This is a genomic window from Microcoleus sp. CAWBG640, from assembly GCF_020883015.1.
In the GTDB taxonomy this organism is placed as follows: Bacteria; Cyanobacteriota; Cyanobacteriia; order Cyanobacteriales; family Microcoleaceae; genus Microcoleus; species Microcoleus anatoxicus.
The window spans coordinates 256,253-280,216 of record NZ_JAHRFC010000001.1 but is presented as its reverse complement, the minus strand read 5'-3'; the positions used below and the strand labels follow the sequence as shown (position 1 = coordinate 280,216).

Here is a 23,964-nt window from a genome sequence, read left to right as displayed (position 1 = left end):
AAAGAAATATTTGAGCTAAACCACACTAATTTTTGAGCGGACATCCCTTAAGGAATAATGGTAATCTGAGGTGGTGGCGGTGGCAGATTAATTGGTTGATTGTCTGCCATAACCTGAGCTACACTCTGCGATGTCTGTTTAATTGACTGCGTTACCCACTTGAAAAATGCCTTCAGATCGTCTGGCTGAAGACTCTTGAGTTTGACAACAATCTCTGTTACCTGCTTCAGCATAAATTCGTCTGCACCGTCACCAGCAGCACAAGCAATAATGTTAGCGGGTGCTGGTTTTTTATTCTTTAGATCTGCTGCCGCTTGCTGCCAATTGTCGGTAGGCTGGCCGTCAGTCATTAAAAATACTAAAGGCTTCCAATCACCTTTCTGGGTTTCGCCTGCTTTCAGAACTTCTTTGTCAATGCACTGCGCTAAGAGTTTGAGTGCTGCTCCCAAAGAAGTACCTCCGCCAGCGGAAAGATTAGGCGGTTGAAATGCACCAAGTTCTGTGAGCGGAGATACCTGTTTAGGCGTACTTTCAAAGGTGATTATTGAGAGGTAGGCTGTCTCTATGGCTTGAGGATCGCTTTTCAACTCTGCTAAGAGTGCTTTGACTCCTTGATTTACCATTTGAATTGGCTCGCCCGACATTGAGCCAGAGGTATCTAGTACGAGATAAACAGGTAAACGACGGGATGACATAGTTTTTCTCCTGAAAGAAATGGACAAATCTGTTGATGATTTAAACATTGATAGTGGTAGTGACAGATTGATTGATTGGTTTTCTGTCCTCACCCAATCCACACTTCGGGACATATCTACAGTCTGGAATATTTGGTTATTAATTGACTGAGATACCCACTCGAAGAATCTTTTTAGGTCATCTGGTTGTAGGGTTTTGAGTTTGACAACGATTTCGGTAATCTGTTTGAGCATAAACTCGTCTGCACCATCGCCAAGCGCACAGGCAATAATACTACATAGCTTTTTTTGCTTAAGTTCGGCTGCCGCTTGCTGCCAACTATCGGTAGGCTGCTGACTGATAAAGAGGAACATTAATGGTTTCCAGTCACCTTTCGATGTAGCAGTTGGCTTTTGAACTTCCCGATCGATGCACTCTGCTAAAAGTCTCAGTGCGGCACCTAGAACAACGCCTCCACCTGCTACAAGGTTAGGTTGCTGAAATGCACAAAGTTCTGTGAGCGGAGACACCTGTTGAGCGCAATCACCAAAGGTGATTACTGAAAGGTAGGCTGTCTCTATTGCTTGAGGATCGCTTTTCAACTCTGCTAAGAGTGCTTTGACTACTTGGTTAACCATTTGAATTGGCTCGCCCGACATTGACCCAGAGGTATCCAATACGAGATAAACGGGTAAACGACGGGATGACATAGTTTTTCTCCTGAAAGAAATGGACAAATTTGTTGATGATTCTAAGGGTTTTAACTGTGCCAAGGAAGGCGACCGATTAACCCTAATATTAACCGTGCGGTCAGCCAAATACACTTTTGACTTCAACAGAAGTTTTGAGTAACGTAAATTTCATTTCGCTCTAAAGATATTGCTACACCGATTCCCTCCTTGTCATAAGTTGCTGTGAGTATGTTCTTCCGGTGTCCGGGGCTGGACATCCACCCGCTAACTGTAGACTGAGCGATTTCACTTTGAATCATCCAGTCATAGGAAGGCACGCCATTGTAGTAGGTGATTGACTTGTAAAGATGGCTTTTAAAGATGTTCTCAGCCAACCCTTCAGTATAGTAACTGCCATAATTCTTACGACAATTATAACCTGCGATCGCTCCTCTGTTTGTAGGAGTTTTACCTTCGGGACTTTCATGGCTGAAAAATTTTCTTTGGGCCATATCTTTGCTATGCTCCCTTGCTATTTCAGACAATTTTGCATCAAAGGATAATTTTGCTAATCCATACTTTTGCCTCTGTTGATTAATTACTTGATGAATTTCGTATTCTGTACCGGATATAGATAGTATGACTCGATCGTCTTGTTTCACTTTATTACCTCGCTAGCGTAAATATTTGTATTTTTTTGGAAATAAATTTTATATTATGTAAAATAACATTACATCTATTTTTACTTACTAGATTTGATTTCAATTGTTAAATTACCTATTTGCAACTTGTTGCCATTTTTTAAAGTTTGTTGTTGCCCATTCAGTTTGTTTTCAAACTCTATCTTGCCTCGTTTCAAACAGATTGTGGCATAGATGGATGGAAAGTTCTGCTCTTTGGGTAAGTAGATATCTGCTCGATCTGAACTGCCGAGTATAATAGGCTGCCCTCCCAATCCAATAATACTTTTTTCTTTTGGCCCCCAATGGACAACCAGCGACGCTTCTCGAACTAACTCGAAGAAGGCAATCATTAAACCGATAAAAAATCCTAAGATGGTGGCACCAAGCAGTCGAGCGACAAACGCGCCATATGCTGCTACTGCCAACCAAAAACTAATAGCGCCAAGAATACCGCCCAAACTACCGCCTAAGAGTGCTTTAGCTGGGTTGAGATTCGGCACGAAGAAAGCCAATCCCAAGCCTAGCAATGCACCTAAAATAGTCCAAGATATAATGATTCTGCTGGTTTCTCCAGGGGCTAAAATTAATAAATTAGGCGCGACCGCGTAAAGCAACTGGCCGCCAGAACCTGCTACAAAACCAACAGCCAAGCAGCCTATAAAGCCAATAGTTCCTTGTCGGATAAATTTTAAAAGACGGCTCCGCAAGTAAAGATTTTGACTGATGATGAGGGCTAATCCAGTCCCCAAGGATAACAGGGCTGTCCATACGCCGATACGCCGCACGGAGTCTTCTTGAGAAGGCTTTTTGCTAGGATCGATAGGAGCAACACCAGTGACAACATCGCCGTAAATTGCTGCCTCAGCTTTCTGAAAAGCTTGTTCAAAGCTGCCAACGCTAGTTGAGAAAACTAAAGAAGAATTATCGGCTATTTGAGAGAGCAAATTTATGTCAGCATCGCCAGTAGCTACGGCTACAATGCGTATGCCTTCGCTTTTCGCTGATTGTCCGGCATCTAAGGTTAATTTGCGCTCGTCAGGTTGACCGTCAGTAAATAAAAGAATGGTGCGATCGATTCCAGCACTACTAGAAGGAAGTTGTTGGGAAGCAGCCTGCAACCCAAGATCCATTCTTGTCCCTCCATTAGTTGTCAACTGATTAATCGGTTGTTCAAGTTCTGTTAGATTGCTTGTTAGCGCCGTTACCACATAAGCCTTATCTCCAAATCCTACCACAGCAATACTGTCTTGCGACAAGTTAGACAAATTAGAAGAATTGCGGCGTTGAATGAACTGCATAGCCGCTGATTTTACTTCTTGTAATTTTGCACCGTTCATGCTGCTAGAAGTATCGATGAGTAAGGACACTGCATTAGATGGTGGCGACGGTGGAGGTGGAGGTTGGGTAGCAGCGAGCCATACTTCTCCTAAAATAGCACCAATTAAGCATCCAATCGATGCTAACAAGCCAAATAACAAAGGCTTGGGGGCAATATTCCAAAAGCGATTAAATAGACCAACCATCTGAAAACTCCGTTTGTTGATTGGGCAAGGTTGTAAATTGCTCAGTACAGGCAACACTGTTTTATGCTAAAAAATATTAAGTTTTTTTAGCTCGAACTTCAATAGATAAATTGCCCATCTGAACTTTGTTTCCATCTGCCAAAGGGCGGTGGCTGCCTGATGTCTTATCCTCCAATACGATCTGACCTTGTATTAAGGCTATAGTTGCCGCAACAGGGGGGAAGCCTAGAGACTTTTTCAAATATATTTGACATTCAGAAGAACTGCCTATAAGGATAGGTTGCTGTCCTAAAAGAATAATTGATTCTTCCTTGGGTGCCCAATGGACTACCAGCCACGCTTCTTTGACTAAGGTTTCTGCAACAGCCAACATAGCTCCTAAAAGCATTCCTTTTAAAGAATCGCCGATCGCTACGCTAATAATAGCTTGTACGCCGAAACCCGAGGTCAATAAAATCATCAAAGTTGCGCCGATTATCCCTGATGTACCCCCTGCAATTAAGGCGATTTTTTGGGGTAAGTTGGGAATGATAGGAGCAATAAAATATCCCATCATTAATCCCTCGAATCCCCAAGCTATAGTGGTAGCAAAGTTGGATTGACCTAGAATGATTTTGCAAGTAACAAGGGCTATCCCTCCAGCAAATCCCGCTCCGGCACATCGCAATGTTGATTTGGCTATATCTTTGTATCCGGCGTTAATTCTTCTGAGATACCAGTTTTGTGAAAGTGCCAAAGCCAGTCCTATGCCAATCCCGATGATCGCATCCCATATTCCTACACCCATAAAAGTTGGGATTAGGCCACGCGGATTATGTCCGATGGGATATCCTAAGAGGGAACCTATAAAAGCACCAACGCCCCCCCAGATAATAAATATAGCAATTTTATTCCAGACTTTCATTGAATTAAACCCTAATTTACGAAATATTTACACTCGGTTTTTATGGAACTACTTGTCAATACTAAAATAAATTACAGCGCGTCGATTTAAGGCTCTTCCCGTTTCTGTATTGTTGTTGGCCACTGGTATTGTTTCCCCCCTCGCCTTCAGGTAAATTTGAGATTGATTATTCAAACCCATTGTTTCTAATATTTTAACTACTGCCACTGCTCTGTCTTGAGAAAGATTGACGTTGTAATCTTTTTCCCCTAAATCATCGGTGTGTCCTTCGACTGTGATTGTCCCTGTTTTTCCCTGAATTTTTGACCAGAATGAACTGATCTGAGAAGTTTGCTGCGGAGTAATTTCGGTATCATCATAAGGAAAGTAGATAATAATTTTTTCTGCCCTAGCTTGAGTAGGGCTTATAGTATTACTTTGGGCTGGTTGGGGCTTTGATGTCGAGCTTGTTTTCTCCTTTTGAACGGGCTGAGTTGGTGTTGGAGATACTGGGGGTGCAGAAACTACAGCAGCAGGAACAGAAACAGTTGCTTGATTTGAGATTGGCTTTCTAGCGATCGCAACATAAGTAGCTATACCTCCAACAATAATGATGATGCCGGCTACTGCCAAACCGATCAATTTAAAACCGCGATTCGGCGGTGCGATCGGTGTAATGTTAGTAGTAGTCGGCGGATCTGCCATCACATACATATCTTCCTGCTCGTCCATAATTACCTCTCTTTATCCTTGGGGAAAAATGACTGTTTGACGAATTTTTTGACCGTAAACTTCCAGTTCAAACCACTGGCAAGTAGAAGGGAGAGAAACAGATACTTTGGCGGGCAGCCCATCTGTATATTTTTTGACGGCATTTCCATCTGAATCGTAAATAATTCCTGTCGGTGCTACGATCTGATTTTCATCAACTACCTCGGCAAAGATTTGTACTAATCCTTGCATTTCGCTAGCTATTTTATAATCCCAAATATCAACATTACTTCCGGTATCGAGATCGTCTAACTCTTCCAATTGGTGAGCGTCAATTCCATCCCCGATGCCAATGAGAACGCATTTAACATAATTCCGCTTCCCAAATGCTATCTCTTTGGCAAGCTGCACTGTATATTTTTTGACATCATCTAAATCATCTATTCGACCGTCAGTAATGAAAATATACATACCTCGCTTGGCATTTACAAAGCGATCGACAAAGTATTTAACTGCTGGCATGAGTCTTGTGATCGTTCCCAAACAAACACTGGCCGGACCACTCACATCTAAGGTGTGGCATTGGGTTTCGGTAAAATCTCCTAAAAATTCGATTTCTGTTCCTTTACCGCAAGCCCAATAAATGACTGTGGTTCCCCCATCTGCATCTAAATTACTTGCTAAGTAAGCCATAAAATTTCGAGCAAGGGGTTGAACAATATTAGTAGTAGGTTTGAAATACCCTTGCTTAATAGCATCTTCATAGCCTGCTTTTTGAAATGATTTGACGCGGTTTCCGTCTTCAACACGAGATTCAACCCATCCTTTTTTTTCGTAATCTTCCATCACATCTGGAGGGACTTTTCCTTCTAACCTTCGCCCATAAGAGCTTTTCATAGATGCACTGGCATCTAAAGCTACACCTGTTTTCCAGCCTTCAGCAACAGCACCTTGAGGTTCCATTAGGATGGTAAATACTATCTGAAGTTCCTGACCAGTATTCCAAACGTTTACCTCACCAAATTCTTTGGCAACAATACTGCTAGGTAACTGCTGGCTTCGAGGTTTGTTAAATGACCCGTGTTTTTGGCTTTGTGCAGTCATGTTTATCACCCATTGCTGTAAAAATAGTTAGAGTTTTGATATTGCTTCAGAAATATCTTGAGTTACACTTCCGCCTGGAAACTCTAAAGTAAATGAAGTTGAGCTATTTGGCAGAGTAAATCGGAGCAAGGCAGGTACTCCATCGGCATATTCTTTACAAACTTTTCCAGCTTGATTTAAGATGCGACCTGACCCAATTACAATCATGTCTTCTGACACAAGTTCTTTAAATACCTGTTCCAGTTTATTCATATCGCTGGCTAACTGGTGATCCCAAAGATCGATATCTTGCCCAAAGCTATCCTTGATGCCACTATCTTCAAACATATTGTCAAGCTCTTCCATCTGCCCTTCGTCTACTTCGTCTCCGATGCCGATTAGGATCAGCTTCATAAAAGGTTTTTGTTTCTGGGTGATTTCTTGAGCATACTGAAAGCAATATTGTTTGAGGTCTGCTAAATCTTCGATAATCCCATCCGTGACAAATACGCAAAGAGCAGCAGGCTTTTTGACTCCCAGCGCCTCAGCTCCTTTAAACTTGTCAATGAAGTATTTTAAGGGGGGCAGTAATTTAGTACCTCTCCCCCAAGCAAGTTTTTTTGGTCCAATAATTGCTACATTTTGGATATCGCGATCGCTAAATTCTCCTACTGCTTCTACTTGCGATCCATCGGGACTGCAAGCCCAATAAATTAGATCGACTTTGCCATTAGAAGAAAAATTAGCTAAATAATTAACCATCGTTCTGGTAACGGGTTCGACAACGTTAGGAGCGCCTGCTGCATTGCCAAAAACTCCACCAACAACACCACTAATTCCGTACATCTTTTTCATTGATGCAGAACCGTCAAGTGCTAGACCCATTCTGGCTCCTTCAATATCAGGTACTGTGAGAATGGTAGTAACTATTTTAATTTCACCGTTATTTTGTTTGTAGACATTGACTTCACCGAATGGTTCGACTACATTTGTTAGCTGCATATCAGAAACTCTCCTGTTGAGTTGAAAGGGGGTATAGTTTGAGAATTTCAGTCTGAGGTTGATATTGAATTTTTAATTACAAGAGCTTGATTAAAAAGGTTGTTTGGGAACCCGATCGCAAAAATCGCGCTCGATTCTCTGATAAATCAGCTCGATCGCACCCTAACAGCCACAGACGCGATCGCTACTGCGATCGACTCCAACAAAGAAGATATGGGCGATCGCGAGTTGCTAGACTTGCGACCTTAAACGCCATACTTAACTTGTAGTATAGCATAACATACTTAATAGCATAACTTGATAACATACCTTAAGTTTTAATAATTGTTTACCTAAATTGTGAATAAGCTGATGCGAGGTGTTGAGCGCAGCCGTTTCAAGGTGGTGCTGGTTCTGCGAGACTCAAGCAAGTTCAATCGCAGTTCAGTTGTTTTCGAGACAAGGGGTCGTTGTTAGGGAAGCAGAGTCCACTAGGTAAGCGCTCTGGTGTATAACGAGTCAAGTTGGGGTCGCGCAGTCCGGTTTCCAAAAAAGCCGTAAGGTCATCGATCTGTTTTTCTGTCAAGTTTAGCGGTCGAAACATTCTACTGAGATTTCCTGAATATTTTGCAGCAAAATTCTGGGGTTCTCCCCGATTAAAATACTCGACCACCTCTCGCAAAGTATTAAAGGAGGCTCCATGCCCGTAGGGAGAGCTATCTGCTAGGTTGTAAAGTTGAGGAACCTTAAATTTAAAGTCATCCTTAGCTCGTCTGGTTGCGCTTCCTCTGCCTAAATTCAACCCGCTGAGATCGTTAGGATGATCGGCAAATCCCACTGCATGAAATTCAGCCTTGGCTAAGTTTGGCCCTGTATGGCACTTAACACAAGAGGAACTAAAAAACACAATTCCTCCTCTGATTTCTTTTGCTGACATAGCATTTTCATCGCCTTTCAACCACTTCTGAAAAGGAGCTTGATCGGCGAGTAGGGTGCGATTGTATGCAGCGATCGCTAGACCTGCCCTCTTGATATCTTCTACCTCAGCGCCAACATAAGGACGGTCTGGAAACGCCTGAGCAAATAATTCTTGGTATTCTGGTATGGTGGCGATCGCGGCTGTTCCCATCCGGTGAACATTCAATCCTTCGATCGCTTGAGCTTCTAAACCTTGAACCTGAAATCTATTAATATCAAATTCTTGAATTATAGGTTCTTTTGCATTGAGACCTTTTACACCAGCTCGACCATTCCAAGGTACTGCTTCTAGATAGGCGCTATTCAGTACAGAAGGCACGAGAATATCCAGCTTGTCAATTTCTGTTGGAGGTGTTTTAGGATCTCTATGCCTAGATTTATTGGCTCCTAAACCTCCCACTCCTAGTCCTTGTGCTAAATTTGAGCGAAATCCTGCTTGTGCAAAATGACAGGAAGCACAGCTTCCTTGTTGCCAATGTTGGAGATTTATAGGATTAATCGTTAATGCAGTTTCATGGAATAACAGTTGTCCTAGACGCACTTTTTCAGGTGTTAGCGGATTTTGTGGCTCGGCTGGAATTTTATCTAAATCAAATGACTCAGGTAAGGTAAAATACTCTAGCCCCTGACCGTAGGGTGCTGCCAATCTCACTTGTTGTTTCAGGCGAGTGCTGAGGTAAGGAATGGCATCATCTGCTAATTGGTTTTGAGCCAAAGCAAAACCTGTTCCGCTAAAGGTAAATAAAACAGCGATCGCTGTCATTAATAAAATTTTTTGAACGTAATTTGTGAGTTTCATGATTAATCCGTTGTGTAGTATTCTCGGTCGATAGAGTTAATTAATTCGGGAACGATTTCATCGATTGGTAAAGGTTTGAGAATCAGTCTTCGATTGGATGTATTGTTTTTGACAATCAGTCGGACTGTCAAGTTTGAATTACCTTTTTGATACTCATTCAAAATCCCTATGGTTTTTTCCACCGAGAGGGCATAGTAACGATTGGAATTTTCAAAAGTTCCGATCGCTCTATAAGGACAATTTTGTAAGTCGATCGAGAGAGTTTGGCGTTTTTCTAACTTTCTCAATTGAGAAATGGCGCTGAAAACTTTTTCGCGACTTGGCTTCGGAGCTTTGAAACTTTCGCAGGTTTGAGGATCTTCCACATAGCAGATACCAGAGTTCCCGAATACATTTTTAATTGCTTCTGCTAAACCTTTAGCAAACCTAAATTCCGAGCCGAGCAAAAATTTATAAATTGAACAGGAAAATAAAGAACCTAGAAGCAATGTCAGAACTAGGCTAATTACATATCCTCTAATATGCTTCCAAAACTCATCCTTTCCGCTTTCTTGTGTCATGGCAGGTATTAGTCAGCAACTAAGGAGCGACCCAAATCATAACCAGATTATTTACAACTCAAACAATTTTAAAATTGCCGAGCAGTATTGAACTAAAGGTACACTTAGCAGCGGGCGATAGCTGTCAGTGACTTCATCGTTCACTAAAAGATCGACTGATGGCTGCTTGCTAGAGGTTTTTAAAATTTCTAGTTCCCGTGCAACCATTCTCAAAGCATGACCGGATGTTAGAGTTATCCAATTCCCGTCAATTGTTCTGAAATCAGTAATTTTCCGTCGTGCATGACTGTCAGATTCTGTCCCGTTATTTTCAGTGTTAGCATCAGGAATTGCAACGACAATCGGCCACGTCGGCCCCAGGTATCTGGCTATATCTCGCAACCGGATGCTCAATCTAATTAATTGATTTTGAGTTGGTAGAGATTTGGGAGTTTGATTCCAATCTTCTAATCCTAGTTCTTCCAATGTTATCGGATATCCTATTTTTATAATTGAAGACAAGTCTTGAATTTGGAAGGAATTGGAAGACGAGAATCGATCCAAAGTCTCTGCATAAACTGAATGACTGTTGCTCAGACAAAATACTATAATCAGCAACCAAACGCAACTAAACTTCACTTGGACTCGCTTCATCTGTCGTTGCTTCTCCTGAGAGTACCATTGAAAACTGTGTTTTTTAATGTTTTACACTCTATTTTGCTGCAAAGTCCGGTTAAGAACTGAATTAACGGCGTCTCTACAAACAGCATTTGCATTCGCATTACGCAATACAAAAAGTTGGTTTGCTTGCTTTGAATGAACAATTAAATCAATTGTAGGTATTCTACTTGCTTGCCAAAATCTCCTGCTAGCATCAGCAACTAAAATGTGCTGTGCTTTTGGTGTCATTGCCAAATTACCGCCATTGCGAGCTTCAACCGCAAACATGGCCCTCAGAACAGGGGCATTGAAACTTTTTACGTTTTCAGAGCGATCGACATATCCCACGGCGTCATAACCAGTTTTAGTTGTTAGTTCGCCCCCATCTTGTAATTGTCGAGTCCGAATTGGGTAATTAGTGCCTAAATCAAATCGCAGAGGAATATCTTCAGGTAAAATTGCTACTGTTTCTTCTGCTAGATATATTGAATTCAGAATACTATTATCAGCAATAAGTTGGACAGGCTCTTGTTGCAAATAGGCTAGACCTAGCTCTTGAGGGGTTCTGACTCCATTGACTAAACCTCGATCGATTAGCGTCTGATATTTAGCACCTGTGGCATCTGATGGTTGAGCCAACACAACTGATAGTGAGAGTGCTAGCCCTGCTATTATCACTAGAAAAATATTTTTGAATTTCTTCATATTTCTCACGATAAATTATCCTTTAAATGCTTTGTTTTTGGATAAAAAACTCCCATCCTCCCAAAGAGAGGAGGGAGTTTTGAATCATTAAAGGAGCCATGTATAATTTAAGACTGAAATGCTCGCTTTTTCCACTTCATTATTTTGCTGCAATCTCATCTGAATTTCGCATTAATGCTCGATATCGAATTCAGAGTTAGCTTCTAAATACTTGGCTGGCTCTCCTTAGCTTACCGTTAAAAACTGCATTTAGAGCATCTCGACATACTGCATTTGCATTCACATTGGGGACTACATACCGCCGATTATTTCTGCGAACGATTAAATCGAGAACAGGAATTCTTTTTGCTTGTAAAAATGTTCCGCTAGCATCTGCTAACAAAATCTGTTCCGCTGAGGCTATCCTAGGTAAGTTTCCGCCGTTGTTACGCTCGGTGTTAAACATAGGAGAAATATTGCCGGGAGTAAGATTGCGAGGTTGTCCATCTTGAGAAACAATACCTTCAAATACAACATTTCTTGCGTCTGATGGCGTACCAGTATCATCTGGTATTTGTCCAATCCCAATAGGTGAGTTTGTTCCTCCATCAATTTCTAAAGCTATATTTTCAGGCATGACAGACACAGATTCCTCTGCTTGCTTAATTGCGTTCAAAAGTTCCGGGTTTGCACTAAGCTCAATTGGTTCCTGCTGTAAATAGTCGAGCGCTATCTCTTGGGGCGTTACAACTGCATCGACTATGCCTAGCTCTATAAGTTTTTGATACTTGGTCATTGTCGCATCTGAGGGTTGAGCTAAGAAAACTGATAAAGAAAAAGCTGTAATTATCAGCCCCAGCAATCCTAATATTCTAAACGATTTGAGCTTGTTCACGGGAGATTCTCCTAGTTTGTTTCGTGTTTTTTATAGTTGCCAATGGTCAAGGACAAAGTTAGTTAAGGATTGAACTTAACTCGTATTGAGCGACCTGACAAATAGCCCGAGGGGACTATTTTTAGAAATCGGCTTCAAAATTAATCGCTGATTAGTTGACTGATTGCGGACAATAAGAGTCATCCGATCTGCTTCTGAGAATTGGCCGTTGCCCTCCAAGCTATCTTGAAGAAATTCCTCCACAGTTTTTGCACTCAAACCGTAATATTTACCACTTTTATCTCTAAATCCTATTACCCTGTAGTTGGGGTCTTCTTCTACAGGGAACTCCAATACCTCATTAGGGTTCATTGCCTGTAATTTAGAGATTGCCTGGTTAATTTCATCAGAGGTAGGAAGTGGTGCGGGTAATTTAACGACTCTTGAAGGGCTGGGACTGGGAGCAGGCGAGACAGTGGGAGAACTGGTTGATGGTCGAACTCCTGTCGATTTAGGAGTATTTTTGATTTTTGTAGGTTGAGTGGTATGAGGGGGAATAGGGGTGATAGAAATAGGGGTTGGGGAGGTGGGGGTTTCAATTGGTTTAGGAGTTTCCTTTGTTGCTGTAGATTCAGGTGTGGGAACGGTAGTAGGTGCGACAGAAACAGAGGTTGATGGCGCGGAATTTATAATCGGTTTAGGAGTTTCTTTTGTTGCTGTAGGTTCAGATGTGGGAACGGTAGTAGGTGCGGCAGAAATAGAGGTTGGCGGCGTGGGAGTTTCGATCGGTTTAGATTGTTTTGTGGGTGGAGGTTTTACAACTGGCTCGGGAACAGAAACAGAGCTCGGCGGGGTAGAAGTTAGTTGTGGTACAGAACGCTCGGGTGTTTCTCTGTCTCTGTTTGCCGCATAGCCTATAATTACAGCTATTAATGTTAAAGCAGTAACCGATCCTAAGATACCTAATAATGTTTTTTTGCGAATAGTTGATGTAGGTGGAAGAGGAGTGCCTGATGTCTGGGAAGAAGCCTCTTTATTTAAAATTACTCCTAGTGCCAATGCCCAAGATTCTATTATCCATTGAGCCACGGCTTTTTCTAGATACAACTTGTCCTGCAACTCCTGTTTAAAACTGTCTAGCTGTACTTGGGTTAAGGTTTTACCTTTTAATGCCAGCAGTTTAGCGGGAATACCATAGTTAATAGCTTCAACTATAAGTTGAATCTCTTTAGGATACTTTCCTCGGAGGTCATCGGAGAGCGTGCCCCGACAGCGACCTGCATCGGCGTTCAGAGATGGATCTTGTTCAATGATTTTGCATAAACTTTCCCGCAACAAGTCGTTCATCATTTTTCCGCAGGCTTTGAGAGAATGTTAATAATGCGATCGCAGGCAAGGAGTCTCAGGGCAACTGGAAACCCCTTAAGTGACTGTTTCAAAGGACGTATAGCAACCGCCAAGGCTGTTAAGGGGCTTTAGTCATTGCTCCCTGAGAGAAGTCGAAGGGAGCAATGACTAAAGCCCCTTGGCGACTGCTATACTTCACTTATATATAGCCTTTCTCAGGTACGTGAGGTATGTAATAAGGCGTGAAAGTTGCGATATTCAGAGAATTTTGTCTGCTTCATTTTTGTAAGAAGGGCTATATAACCATAATAGAATACTTTAGCATACTGTATTCGTAGAATTTAACAAAACTTCAATAATCCTCATTGTTAACTTAGGGTTATGGTGAAGTCAGTCAGGACACTAAAGCACAACCTCTAATAAAGCAATGGATTTTGAAGAAACTCTCAAACTTATGGATATAGTGGTTTTTGCGGAAACCGAAAGACACCTCAGCGACCCGGAAGTAACGATTCTGCGCGGGGCGTGTCTGGGGATGACCTACGAGCAAATGGCTGAAAATTCTCAATATAAGATGAATTACCTGATGCGAGATGTCGGGCCCAAGTTCTGGAAATTGCTTTCGGAAATTTTTCGAGAAGAAGTCAGCAAAACCAATTTCCGTGCCGCTTTGGGGCGACATTTACGATCGCCCTTCGTCAAACTACCAGCCCACATGATGTCACCTCCAGCACAACGGCTGTCTGACTCTGGCTCGATGTCTGGGGGAATTCCTCAGAGCACCCTGGTTGATTGGGGTGAAGCTCCAGATATTCCCGTTTTTTGCGGCCGCACTAAAGAGTTCAACTCCCTGGCGACGTGGATTCTCGCAGAACAATGTCGGTTGGTAGTTTTGAGTGGAGTCGGTGGGATTGGGAAGACAAGTCTCTCGGTAAAGTTAGCCCAACAAATTCAGGGAAAATTTCAGTTCGTGATTTGGCGATCGCTCCGTCAAGCACCAACTATCGCTCATTTGTTAACTTCCTTGATGCCAGATTTTGAGCGATCGCCCCAAATTAACTTACCTGTTGATGTAGATCAAAGAATCTCCCAACTCATAGAAAAGTTGCGAGAGTTCCGATGTCTGATGGTGTTTGATGGGTGGGAAACAATCTTAGAACCGACTAAGTTAGCCGGACATTATCGAGAAGGCTATGAGAAGTATGGGGAATTAATCCAAAGAATTGCAGAACAACAGCATCAAAGCTGCTTAGTCGTCGTCACGCGGGAAGTACCGGAGGCGATCGATCTGCTCGTGGGCGATCGTTCGCCGGTGCGAGCTTTAAAATTGGGAGGTTTGAACGAGATAGAAGCACGAGAACTTTTTAAAGCTCAAGGCTTGTCTGATGAGAACAAATGGACAGAACTCATTAAGATATATCAAGGAAATCCCTTAGAGTTAAAACTTGTAGCTCCCGCCATTCGGGAATTGTTTAACGGCAAAGTTTCCGACTTTCTCAAACGCCAAACTTTTGTATTTGGAGGAATCAAGGCTTTATTAAACGACCAATTTGAACGATTGGAAGATTTAGAAAAAGCAATTTTATATTGGTTGGCGCTCCAAGGTTCCCCCGTTTCCTTAGAACAGTTAGTGGAATATCTGTTATTCCCGGTATCTAAATCGGAAATTTTAGAATCCCTATCTTCCCTGCTGCGCCGGGAGTTGATTGATAAAAACGCGGGCAAAGGTCAAACTGAGTTTGTGCTGCACCAAGTCTTAATGCAGTACGTCACGGAGCAATTGACAACTAAGGCTTGCAGGGAAATTTTGGGGATGCTCAAAACTCAAAAACCAGATGGAAATAAAATTGAAATACTCAAAAGTCATCTGGTGTTTAAAAATCCGCAGCTAAATCCAAATACCAAAGCTGCTAGGGTAGAAGACTCCATTGCTATTACTCTCAAGGAGCATTTGACCAAGTTGTTTAAAACTAATAGCAAAGCTTACGAGCAGTTAAATAAAGTTTATGCTGTGCTCCAAAATCAGGATTGGCTAGAAAGAGGATACACTGAAGAGAATTTCCAAAATTTGCTAGCAGTGATGCAGCCAGAGGAAAAAAATCTCCCACCGGGCGATCGCAAACAAGAGGAAAACTTACCTGTGTAATACCAATTTCATAAAGTAGCGCTACATATCTACCCCCCCATTGGTGTCAACTTAAGCCTGAAAGCCTTGGTATCTCTCGTTCATAGCCAAGTCTAGATCCCCCTAAATCCCCACCCCCCCCTAGCCCCCCCACCCCCCCCTGCCCCCCCCAAGGGGGGATGGGGGAAGGGGGACGAAAGATCGGACTCTTATCCCCCCCTTCTTAAGGGGGGCTAGGGGGGATCTAGATTTAATAGTCAAACAGCAGTCTGTGGCTACCTTTGACCTTAAGTTGACACCAATGCTACCCCCCCAACCCCCCCGAACTCGCGGGGGGGCTTTGAACTACATCTGTAAGAACTTTATGAAAATGGTATAATATAGCCTTTCTCAGTTAGGTGGGTAATGGGTAATGGTTGCAAACTACAAACTGCTAAAAATGACTTGTAAATTAATGATTAATGACCAATTACCAATTACCCATTACCTAAGATTTAGGCAGTGTCTAATACCAATTTTAAAAAAGAATGCAACAGTAGTCTTCTCCCTCCCCTTTGTAAGGGGGGGTTAGGGCAGGGCTGTTTCATTCTCAAACAAATCATCGTTTTGTAGGGGTAGTGGATGGTGCGTGCCTACCCTCCTCATCCACGATTTTGTAGTTGTTTCAGGCATCAGGGCAACCACGGGGGGATTGCCCCTACAAGAGAATGAAACAGCCCTGGGGGTTAGGGGGGGTCAAAGATTGTTGCAGGATTTTAGAGAAATGGTATAAGTCTTGGTTTAGTTGTTTTAAGCAAATTGATGATGAGGCAAAAATGAACTGTTTTGATGAACCAATGTTGGGAGAAGAGAGTGTTAAATACTGCATCAATCCTAGGTGCAAACATCGTCAAAACCCTGATGGCTTGGATAATTGTCTTGCTTGCAACACCTCATTGTTAATCAACAATCGCTATCGAGCGGTGAGAAAGCTACAACATCGAAGCGATAGCACCGAAATTTTTGAATTACAAGACTTGGAAGATGGCGAGTATGGTTGCTATATTCCCAAAATTTTGAAAGTGCTAACCCACAATAGCGATCCCAATGTAATTCGCTTGTTTCAGGAAGAAGAAATGATATTACGGTATCTGAAATCTATCGCAGTACCTCAAGTTTTTCCGGGAGCCTACTTTACTTTTGAAACCAGTAATGGTAATAATCTCCACTGTTTAGCAATGGAGCAAATAGAAGGCAAAAATCTCGAACAATGGCTGAAACAAAACGGGACAATTTCTGAAGAACGAGGGATCGATTGGCTGAGACAAAGCGCTAAAATTTTAGAATCAGTTCACATAAAAGGTTTTTTTCACCGAGACATTAAACCGAGTAATATTATGTGCCGTCCTGACGGTAGTCTAGTATTGATTGACTTTGGTACTGCCCGCCAAATAAATTCTGATACCTATATCGATAAATATGAAAATAGAGATACTACGCTGATTTTATCATTAGGTTATACAGCTCCAGAACAAGAAAATGGCGCTGCAATTCCCAAATCTGACTTGTTTGCTTTGGGGCGGACTTTTGTATATTTACTAACTGGGTATTGCCCAGATAATTTAGCGACAACAGCAACAGGAAAGTTAATGTGGCGAGACTTAGCAACACAAATTTCAGTAAAGTTTGCCGATTTAATAGATGAGATGATGGCCGTTGAATCTCACCGTCGCCCCCAAAATCCCAGCACGGTTTTGCAGCGTTTAGCTGAAATTGAGTGCAGTCATTTAACTGTTGGTAATTTCTTTAGTCAAGCTGGAAGTAAACTTAATTTTTTTAAGCGTTATATTAGATCGACTCGGATTAATTATCGTCTGGCTTCCCTAGGGCTAGGTGTATCGCTATTTTTTGCTATGGGTTTTAAATTTTTGGCCCCTCAGTGGGCTGTTTATTTGAATAATTGCGCTCATGATAATTATACAGCCGATAGGTTAGGAGATGCTCAGTTTTATCTAAATTTAGCACTTTTTTTAGAGCCGGACTTGGGGGAAGCTCATTATACTCAAGGCTTGATTTTTGAAATAAATAGGGACTTTGATTCAGCGCGAAATAGCTATAAAAAATCTCTCAAAGATTTGCCTGAAAAATCTCTGAATAATTTGGCAAGGTTGGATATTTTGGATAAACAATATGCCGCTGCTATTCCCCGATTGGAAACAGGATTGCAACTTGTTAAAGAAGTGGATCTAAAGTCGGTTTTGCACAAGAATATGGGCTGGGCTTTGTTGGAATTGGGGGATTATGAACAAGCGGAAATACAACTAAATGCCGCGATCGCACTTTTGGGCGATCGGGCTGCTGCGTACTGTCTGTTGGGGCGGGTGCGAGAAGCTAAACAAGATAACAGCGGCGCATTAAGGGCTTGGCGCAACTGTCTGAGATATGCTCCCAAGGAAAAATATCAACCCGAAGTGGAAAATTGGCTGATTGAAACGAAAAAGCGCTTGGAAGTTCAGGGAATTGATGGGGTGACAATTACCCAAAAACCTTGAGAGACAAAGATTTGTATGGATCGGTCCTGGACGCACAGGAGACCAAAAACCCGGTTTCTGCCTGAATATTTGTCGAAAAAACCGACGATTTTTGGAAGAAACCGGGTTTTTTGCGTCCAGGAATATGGATTATAGACGGAAAAATCAGGGCGCGAGGCTCATCTTTGCATAAAAAACTCCAAACACTCCCGATAAATAAACAGAGGGAAGCAAAACCTCAAGCTTGTTTACCCCTGTTGAAGTAGGAGTCAATTATGCAAAGGCCATTTACCGTCTTAGAAACAGCCTTGATTTCGCTGTTAGTTGCCAATTTGATCGGCACTATCTACTTAGAGCCGAAAACGAGCGCTGCTTTGGCCGCACCGGGCGATCGACTTCTCATCCCCACCACAGCCCAATGCGAATGTCCCAAAACTCCACCAGGCAAATAACAGCAATCGATCGCATAATTCTTGATTGCTGGAGCGATATACAAATAGCAGCGGAAAAAGGCGCTGCTATCCACCCGAAAATCTACTATAAATTAGGAACCCGAAACTCATGGCTACCACCCTTGCTTTTATTGCCCACTGTCTGGAACAACGCGGCTGGAAATACAATTTCGATGCTGATAAATGTCGGATTATTACTGGTGTCAAAGCCGAAAATGTCGATGATTTTGGCATCTGCATCCAGCTTAGCGAAAATGGCGAATTTCTGCAATTTGTTGCGCCGCAATTGCTGGCGGTGAAAGATTGCCTTCATAAGGGTGTCCTGTTTCAAACTATGCTAGCTATTAGTTGGGAAGTCAAGATGCTGCGGTTTGAATATGACCCTACAGATGGCGAAGTTCGTGCTTCTATTGAGTTGCCGATCGAGGATTCTCAGTTAACGGAACGTTTGTTTAATCGGTGTTTGAGTGGTTTGATTGAGTTGGTAGACTCGATCGCCATGCCTAGATTAAAGGCGGTGTTAGCCACGGGAGTCGATCCGGGGCCCAAAAGCTTAGCCGCACATTGGTTAGATGGGATGCCAGATGAATTGTTGAATTTGCTGGGAGAGGCGATCGCCCATCGCCGGCAACACGATACTTAGGGGTTTTTCTGGGATTTCCCATTAAATTCGATCCCCCTAAATCCCCCTTAAGAAGGGGGACTTTGAAGAAGTCTCAACCCCTTGAAAAGGCGGACTTTAAGACTCTTGCTCCCCCCTTTTTAAGGGGGGCTGGGGGGGATCTCTTTTGACTAAGGACAACTGTCAACTTTCAACTATGAGGGCGATCGCGGGGGCATCGCCCCTACCAACTGTCAACTACTGAGGATTGTGAAAAATGGCTAATTCGATCGCACTTCGCCGCCCATCTGTTACCGCCCCGTCTGAGGGGCTGCGACTGTCGGAAAATGAATTTTGGGGTAAACAACTGTTGCGGGCGATCGGCTCCCAGCAGCTCAAAATCGCGGAACAGACGGCGTTTTGGGGAACTGTGGCCACAGCGACGATCGCGGCGGTTTCTCAACAGACAATGGTTGCAATTCCCTTATCTTTGTGCTGTGGGTTGAGTTTAATTAACCGCCGCCGTTTTGAGGAAGTTTTGCAGCAGCGTCTGGCGGCTGCGACAGCAGAAATAGCGACTGTTCGCACAATGGAAAATCGGCTGGATGCGATCGCGATCGGTTCGATTCAAGAACGAATTTTGACCTTAGAAAAAGCACAGTTGCAGCAGCAAATTACGCAATTGCAACAGTGGGTAACTGATTTGGACGATCGCGTGGAAGAATTGGGCGATCGAACTCAGAAACTCGATGAAATGCAGCAGCAACTAGCCGCACTCAAACGGTTAACATCCGTACCGGCAAAAACAGGTCGCGGGCGAGTTGCCATATTTATTGATGGCGCTAACCTGTTTTATGCGATCGGGGAATTGGGAATCAGAATTGATTATACCAAATTCCTGAAATATTTAGTAGGAGACGATACTTTATTTCGGGCTATTTACTATACTGGAGTAGAAGCTGCGGATGAGAAACAGCGGGGCTTTTTGTTGTGGATGCGGCATCACGGGTTCCGCGTGGTTTCTAAACCAGTGTTGCAGCGGCCCGATGGATCAAAAAAAGCAAATTTGGATGTAGAAATGGCAATGGATATTGTTAGTTTAGCAGGGCAATACGACACAGTTGTTTTAGTGAGTGGCGATGGAGACTTAGCTTGCGCGCTGGACAAGGTAAGTGCTCAGAGGGCAAGGGTGGAGGTGGTGAGTTTGCGATCGATGACGAGTGAGGCGTTGATTGATGTGGCGGATTCTTATGTGGATTTGGAGGAGATTAAGGGGAAGATTTGTAAGCAAGACTTATGCAACGGGCATCGATAATATCGGTAGGACGAAGCCTACCGCAACTGGAAGGAAGGCCATGAGGAATTTGGGGGCGACTTGGGCGACGCGGCTTAAGAGAATCGGGATTGGGTGAGGTGGGGGGTACTTTCTGAGTATAATTGAGGGCATCCCTTTTTTGCTCTGATTCACGCCCCTATGGATGATGCGTCGTTATGTCAACTGATCCGAGAAGCCTTGCACTCTCCTCAAAAGGCAGAGACACTAGCACTCGCGATCGACCATTTGCCGGAAATTAAGAGATATCTCGATAAAGGTTGGCAACCCTATTATGATGAAGCTCTCCCAATGACAGAAAGGGACGTTAATCGCAATATTAACCGATTTCCTCAAATGTATCGTTTGAACTTGGAAAGCGTTAACTGTCAAAACCCTTCTGAGGCTGCTAATGTTCGGAGATGCTTTATTAGCTGGGTAATGATGATTCTAAGACGAGATTGCTACGACGTAAAAAGGCGTGTCAATCGACCTAGAATTGTTAGTACGAGCGAGACCATTGGAGGAGAAGACAGCTTAACAATTGAAGAAACCATAGCCGATGATTTAACTCTATCTGGCATCAAGCTGATTCTGGAACGAGAACGTCGTTCTCTTGCTAGACAAATGAAGTGCTATATTGAAGAAGACCCAGAAATGAGACTGAGAAACTGTCACCCGCGTAACAATGCCAATCTTGACTGCCAACTTTTGAGTCAAAAACTACTGCTTGAAGAACCGCCTCTTAACCCCAGGCAAGTTGCTAGGGAGTTAACGACTCCCGAAAAAACAATTCCCGAACAAACAGTGTACGATCGCTGGCGAAATTACTGTCTTCCTTTACTTAGAATAATTGCTAGAGAATTAGGATACGAGGACTAAAAGGAGAATCTTATGGATACCACACAAATCAACTTTTTGACGATGCCTTTAAGCAGAGAAAACCATGAAACTGCGCGGAAATTCTCTGTACAACAAGATACAGTTGAGAAAGGTGAGCAAGTTTACTTAAATACTCTTGCTATTTTAGGCGTTCGCAGTTTTTTAGACTGGCTGGGAATTGAAACTGATTTAAACGCTGGCGATAGTTGGCATTCTGTTGTCCGATGTTTCCAAGACGTAGCGGATTTAGTAATTCCCAATTTAGGTAAACTCGAATGTCGTCCAGTTTTACCAGGACAAACAGTTATTTCTCTACCTCCAGAAGTGACAGAGGATAGAATTGCCTATATTGGGGTGCAATTCCAAGAACAGTTAAATGAGGTGCAATTATTAGGATTTTATCCGACAATAGATCCACAAGCACCACCGGGCGAAATAGAAATTGCCAGTCTGCAACCGATAGAAACATTGATTGATTATATAGATCGCTTGGAATCAGCACATTTTTTTTTACCAAACGAAGAGGTAGCAATTAAGGTTAGAGACAGATTAGCAATTCAGTCAATTTCAGAAATTATCACTCAATTAGAACGCATCTATCGCACCTATAATAAATACGAGCGACGGTATGCCGGCGGGGAGTTTTTAGCGAGTTATTTGCCAACAACAAAAGGCGTTTCTTTCAGAGGTAGTACACCTGTTGCAGATCGAGAAGAGTTTGATGATTCACAACAAACCGAACTCCAAGATTTAGCAGAAGAGTTGCTAGAAAAGTTGGATGAAATCTGGGGTGGTGATGACTCAGATGAATCGGTTAATTCCGAGTCTTCAACTAATCAAAGCAGTGATACTCCAGGGCAAATTCCACAAGCTGCAATGGTTCCCCCATCCCCAACTACTACTGGTCTAATCAGTTTAAATGAATGGTTGCAAAAATCTGAAAGTAATTCTCAATACAACTGGCAGAGTCTGGAATCATTTTTAAGCAACCAAGAAGGAAATCTAATTTTTAGATTTGCCAGCGCCCCCCGTTCCCGCACTGCTGACACCGAATCGCCAACCCTTAGCGCAAGTAAGGTGAGAGAAATCTCCTTGGCGGGTAATCCTGTTGTATTGATTGTCAATTGCCAAAAAAATACCGAAAAAACCGAAGTTCTGATTAGATTGTATCCCCTATCTGCTGCACAAACCTATCTGCCAGCGGGGATAAAACTGATTGTAATTGATAGTGAATCGGGAGAGATTTTTTTGGAGGCTCAAGCGCGCAGTGCCGATAATTGGATTCAATTGGAATTCAGCGGTGAAGTAGGAGAGCCTTTTAGCATTAAGATAGCGCTGGAAGATGCCGAAATTACTGAACATTTTGCTATCTAATTTTAAGTCAAAATCTCTAGGGAATGGGAATGGGTAAAATAGTTGTCTTGAGTTTTACAGCGGGTGATTGTGAGCAAGGATTTCAGCACGTCAGCTTGGAAATTAAGGAAGATAACCACCGCCCGCTAAAAAAAATTGATGGCAAATTGCCATCGGCACCGCAGATTCCGCAGCTATACAATACTTGGCAGTCAAAATACCGTCAAATGGGGTCAAGGGTGCGAATTGAACCGAAGTCAGGACAGATAACAAATTATTCTATTTGCGATTTAGAAGCGGACAGCGATGCTTTAAAACAGGAGCTTAATGATTGGCTCACATCTCCTGGATTTTCTCGTGCGATAAATATTTTAGGGAGGACAGTCTCGCAAAATGAAGAAGTGCGAGTAATTATTCAAACTGAAGACTTGAACTTACGGCGCTTACCTTGGCATTTGTGGGAGTTTTTCGACGACTACCAGAAAGCGCAAGTAGCTTTGAGTTCTACTGCTTATCAGCAAATAGACTCACAGAGAAATAGAAATCAAGTGAGAGTTTTGGCAATTATTGGTGACAGTACGGGAATTAATTTAGAGAGGGATAAGGGCGAATTAAAAAGAAATTTACCCAATGCCGAGATTGTGTTTGTAACGCAACCAGAACGCCAAGAAGTTTACGATGCAATTTGGGATGCACGCGGATGGGATATTTTGTTTTTTGCAGGTCATAGTCTGAGTGCATCTGATGCTACTACAGGAAAACTTTTTATTAAACAAGGGGAAAGTTTAGAAGTTAAGGATATGAAAGCTGCTTTGAGAAAGGCAATCGGCAGAGGATTAAAGTTGGCAATTTTTAACTCTTGCGATGGATTAGGAATTGCCAAGCAGTTAGCTGAGTTGAATATACCCCAGGTAATTGTGATGCGAGAACCGGTGCCGGATGTAGTGGCTCAAGAATTTTTAAAGCGTTTTCTTGAGGCGTTTGCTGGCGGTGAATCGCTATATTTAGCAGTACGAGAAGCGCGGGAAAGGTTGGAAATCGTGCAGCGTGAATTTCCTTGTGCAACTTGGTTGCCGGTTCTTTGTCAAAATCCCGCTGAGGAGCCTGTGAGTTGGCTAGAACTTGTGGGTAGAGAGCAAAGTAAGATTGAGGTTCAAGATACACAAGTAATACCAAGAGAAAATTGTGAAAAACTTGTGAATTTAGGTCAATGGCTTGAGAACATCATTGAAGCTGATTGGCAGGTAGTTACAGAAATTTTGGATACAAAAAGCTTGCTACCTTTGGAAAGTAGGCGTAGCGGTAGTTTTGAGGGAGTTATACGAGCTAAATCAATTGAGTTTCCAATAAAACCAACAAGCATTTATCTTGCCTTGGTCGTTGTTGTGACGCAAGGATCTTCTCAGGAAAGGCAAATTAAGCTACAATTGTATCCTCTTGAGAAGACATCTTTCCCCCTTGGGCTAAAAAGTGTTGCGTTGGATACATTTGGCAAAACTATTTGCGAAGTCCAACCCAACAATGCCGATCCTTGGATGCAATTAGATATTCAGGGTGAACCGGGAGAACAGTTCAGGCTCAAGGTAGAGTTGGGAACAGCTAGTATTACAAAGGATTTTATCATTTAATTTCTATATA

21 protein-coding genes and 1 pseudogene are annotated in these 23,964 nt (G+C 42.7%); 9 read left to right on the top strand and 13 right to left on the bottom strand.

What is annotated here, in order from left to right:
- Window positions 1–47 precede the first annotated feature (47 nt).
- From AAFP11_RS01170 to AAFP11_RS01140, 7 genes are all read right to left on the bottom strand, one after another.
- Window positions 48–1,385, bottom strand: coding sequence for a VWA domain-containing protein (locus AAFP11_RS01170; RefSeq protein WP_340550150.1), 1,338 nt, complete (start codon window positions 1,383–1,385; stop codon window positions 48–50).
- A 122-nt stretch (window positions 1,386–1,507) separates the two neighbouring features.
- A complete protein-coding gene (locus AAFP11_RS01165) occupies window positions 1,508–2,008 on the bottom strand; it encodes a CAP domain-containing protein (RefSeq protein WP_341735357.1) in 501 nt (166 codons plus the stop codon).
- A gap of 80 nt (window positions 2,009–2,088) precedes the next feature.
- Window positions 2,089–3,552, bottom strand: coding sequence for a VWA domain-containing protein (locus tag AAFP11_RS01160; protein ID WP_340550152.1), 1,464 nt, complete (start codon window positions 3,550–3,552; stop codon window positions 2,089–2,091).
- Between the two features lie 76 nt (window positions 3,553–3,628).
- Complete coding sequence (locus AAFP11_RS01155; protein ID WP_340550153.1) at window positions 3,629–4,456, bottom strand: FHA domain-containing protein; 828 nt, start codon at window positions 4,454–4,456, stop codon at window positions 3,629–3,631.
- 48 nt (window positions 4,457–4,504) lie between these two features.
- Entirely contained in the window at window positions 4,505–5,167 is a 663-nt protein-coding gene (locus tag AAFP11_RS01150; protein ID WP_341735356.1) for an OmpA family protein, read from the bottom strand.
- 12 nt (window positions 5,168–5,179) lie between these two features.
- Window positions 5,180–6,250 carry a vWA domain-containing protein gene (locus AAFP11_RS01145; protein WP_341735355.1) on the bottom strand — a complete coding sequence of 357 codons (1,071 nt, stop codon included), beginning with the start codon at window positions 6,248–6,250 and terminating at the stop codon, window positions 5,180–5,182.
- 27 nt (window positions 6,251–6,277) lie between these two features.
- Window positions 6,278–7,231: a vWA domain-containing protein gene (locus AAFP11_RS01140; protein ID WP_341735354.1), complete on the bottom strand. Its 954-nt coding sequence runs from the start codon at window positions 7,229–7,231 to the stop codon at window positions 6,278–6,280.
- 99 nt (window positions 7,232–7,330) lie between these two features.
- Between AAFP11_RS01140 and AAFP11_RS01135 the strand changes: the two genes are divergently transcribed.
- Window positions 7,331–7,480, top strand: coding sequence for a hypothetical protein (locus tag AAFP11_RS01135; protein ID WP_341735353.1), 150 nt, complete (start codon window positions 7,331–7,333; stop codon window positions 7,478–7,480).
- A gap of 163 nt (window positions 7,481–7,643) precedes the next feature.
- Here the strand turns inward: AAFP11_RS01135 and AAFP11_RS01130 are convergent, their stop codons facing one another.
- From AAFP11_RS01130 to AAFP11_RS01105, 6 genes are all read right to left on the bottom strand, one after another.
- Entirely contained in the window at window positions 7,644–8,987 is a 1,344-nt protein-coding gene (locus AAFP11_RS01130; RefSeq protein WP_341735352.1) for a cytochrome c peroxidase, read from the bottom strand.
- Window positions 8,988–8,989: 2 nt separating this feature from the next.
- Window positions 8,990–9,547, bottom strand: a complete 558-nt coding sequence (locus AAFP11_RS01125; RefSeq protein WP_341735351.1) for a hypothetical protein — start codon at window positions 9,545–9,547, stop codon at window positions 8,990–8,992.
- 51 nt (window positions 9,548–9,598) lie between these two features.
- Window positions 9,599–10,180: a hypothetical protein gene (locus AAFP11_RS01120; RefSeq protein WP_341735350.1), complete on the bottom strand. Its 582-nt coding sequence runs from the start codon at window positions 10,178–10,180 to the stop codon at window positions 9,599–9,601.
- 51 nt (window positions 10,181–10,231) lie between these two features.
- Window positions 10,232–10,891: a hypothetical protein gene (locus AAFP11_RS01115; protein ID WP_341735349.1), complete on the bottom strand. Its 660-nt coding sequence runs from the start codon at window positions 10,889–10,891 to the stop codon at window positions 10,232–10,234.
- Window positions 10,892–11,087: 196 nt separating this feature from the next.
- Window positions 11,088–11,765, bottom strand: a complete 678-nt coding sequence (locus tag AAFP11_RS01110; protein WP_341735348.1) for a hypothetical protein — start codon at window positions 11,763–11,765, stop codon at window positions 11,088–11,090.
- 75 nt (window positions 11,766–11,840) lie between these two features.
- Window positions 11,841–13,094 (bottom strand): hypothetical protein, encoded by a 1,254-nt coding sequence (locus AAFP11_RS01105; protein ID WP_341735347.1) that lies wholly within the window; start codon window positions 13,092–13,094, stop codon window positions 11,841–11,843.
- A 424-nt stretch (window positions 13,095–13,518) separates the two neighbouring features.
- Between AAFP11_RS01105 and AAFP11_RS01100 the strand changes: the two genes are divergently transcribed.
- The 8 genes and pseudogenes from AAFP11_RS01100 (at window position 13,519) to AAFP11_RS01065 (ending at window position 23,954) form a co-directional block, all read left to right on the top strand.
- A complete protein-coding gene (locus AAFP11_RS01100) occupies window positions 13,519–15,237 on the top strand; it encodes an NB-ARC domain-containing protein (RefSeq protein ID WP_341735346.1) in 1,719 nt (572 codons plus the stop codon).
- A gap of 794 nt (window positions 15,238–16,031) precedes the next feature.
- Window positions 16,032–17,747 (top strand): serine/threonine-protein kinase, encoded by a 1,716-nt coding sequence (locus tag AAFP11_RS01095; RefSeq protein WP_341735345.1) that lies wholly within the window; start codon window positions 16,032–16,034, stop codon window positions 17,745–17,747.
- A 254-nt stretch (window positions 17,748–18,001) separates the two neighbouring features.
- Window positions 18,002–18,178, top strand: coding sequence for a hypothetical protein (locus AAFP11_RS01090; protein WP_341735344.1), 177 nt, complete (start codon window positions 18,002–18,004; stop codon window positions 18,176–18,178).
- Between the two features lie 109 nt (window positions 18,179–18,287).
- Complete coding sequence (locus AAFP11_RS01085; RefSeq protein WP_341735343.1) at window positions 18,288–18,821, top strand: hypothetical protein; 534 nt, start codon at window positions 18,288–18,290, stop codon at window positions 18,819–18,821.
- Between the two features lie 712 nt (window positions 18,822–19,533).
- A pseudogene (locus AAFP11_RS01080) lies at window positions 19,534–20,052 on the top strand (NYN domain-containing protein); the annotation flags it as partial.
- 201 nt (window positions 20,053–20,253) lie between these two features.
- Window positions 20,254–20,973, top strand: a complete 720-nt coding sequence (locus tag AAFP11_RS01075; RefSeq protein ID WP_341735342.1) for a hypothetical protein — start codon at window positions 20,254–20,256, stop codon at window positions 20,971–20,973.
- A 12-nt stretch (window positions 20,974–20,985) separates the two neighbouring features.
- The gene (locus tag AAFP11_RS01070; protein ID WP_341735341.1) at window positions 20,986–22,347 is read left to right on the top strand and encodes a DUF1822 family protein; all 1,362 of its coding nucleotides are present in this window, start codon (window positions 20,986–20,988) and stop codon (window positions 22,345–22,347) included.
- Between the two features lie 29 nt (window positions 22,348–22,376).
- Window positions 22,377–23,954 (top strand): DUF1822 family protein, encoded by a 1,578-nt coding sequence (locus tag AAFP11_RS01065; protein ID WP_341735340.1) that lies wholly within the window; start codon window positions 22,377–22,379, stop codon window positions 23,952–23,954.
- Window positions 23,955–23,964 lie beyond the last annotated feature (10 nt).

Coding starts and splice junctions, on each gene's coding strand:
- AAFP11_RS01170 (WP_340550150.1), bottom strand. CDS start 1,385: ATGTCATCCCGTCGTTTACCCGTTTATCTCGTATTGGATACCTCTGGG.
- AAFP11_RS01160 (WP_340550152.1), bottom strand. CDS start 3,552: ATGGTTGGTCTATTTAATCGCTTTTGGAATATTGCCCCCAAGCCTTTG.
- AAFP11_RS01155 (WP_340550153.1), bottom strand. CDS start 4,456: ATGAAAGTCTGGAATAAAATTGCTATATTTATTATCTGGGGGGGCGTT.
- AAFP11_RS01150 (WP_341735356.1), bottom strand. CDS start 5,167: ATGGACGAGCAGGAAGATATGTATGTGATGGCAGATCCGCCGACTACT.
- AAFP11_RS01145 (WP_341735355.1), bottom strand. CDS start 6,250: ATGACTGCACAAAGCCAAAAACACGGGTCATTTAACAAACCTCGAAGC.
- AAFP11_RS01140 (WP_341735354.1), bottom strand. CDS start 7,231: ATGCAGCTAACAAATGTAGTCGAACCATTCGGTGAAGTCAATGTCTAC.
- AAFP11_RS01130 (WP_341735352.1), bottom strand. CDS start 8,987: ATGAAACTCACAAATTACGTTCAAAAAATTTTATTAATGACAGCGATC.
- AAFP11_RS01125 (WP_341735351.1), bottom strand. CDS start 9,547: ATGACACAAGAAAGCGGAAAGGATGAGTTTTGGAAGCATATTAGAGGA.
- AAFP11_RS01120 (WP_341735350.1), bottom strand. CDS start 10,180: ATGAAGCGAGTCCAAGTGAAGTTTAGTTGCGTTTGGTTGCTGATTATA.
- AAFP11_RS01115 (WP_341735349.1), bottom strand. CDS start 10,891: ATGAAGAAATTCAAAAATATTTTTCTAGTGATAATAGCAGGGCTAGCA.
- AAFP11_RS01105 (WP_341735347.1), bottom strand. CDS start 13,094: ATGATGAACGACTTGTTGCGGGAAAGTTTATGCAAAATCATTGAACAA.
- AAFP11_RS01100 (WP_341735346.1), top strand. CDS start 13,519: ATGGATTTTGAAGAAACTCTCAAACTTATGGATATAGTGGTTTTTGCG.
- AAFP11_RS01095 (WP_341735345.1), top strand. CDS start 16,032: ATGAACTGTTTTGATGAACCAATGTTGGGAGAAGAGAGTGTTAAATAC.
- AAFP11_RS01090 (WP_341735344.1), top strand. CDS start 18,002: ATGCAAAGGCCATTTACCGTCTTAGAAACAGCCTTGATTTCGCTGTTA.
- AAFP11_RS01085 (WP_341735343.1), top strand. CDS start 18,288: ATGGCTACCACCCTTGCTTTTATTGCCCACTGTCTGGAACAACGCGGC.
- AAFP11_RS01075 (WP_341735342.1), top strand. CDS start 20,254: ATGGATGATGCGTCGTTATGTCAACTGATCCGAGAAGCCTTGCACTCT.
- AAFP11_RS01070 (WP_341735341.1), top strand. CDS start 20,986: ATGGATACCACACAAATCAACTTTTTGACGATGCCTTTAAGCAGAGAA.
- AAFP11_RS01065 (WP_341735340.1), top strand. CDS start 22,377: ATGGGTAAAATAGTTGTCTTGAGTTTTACAGCGGGTGATTGTGAGCAA.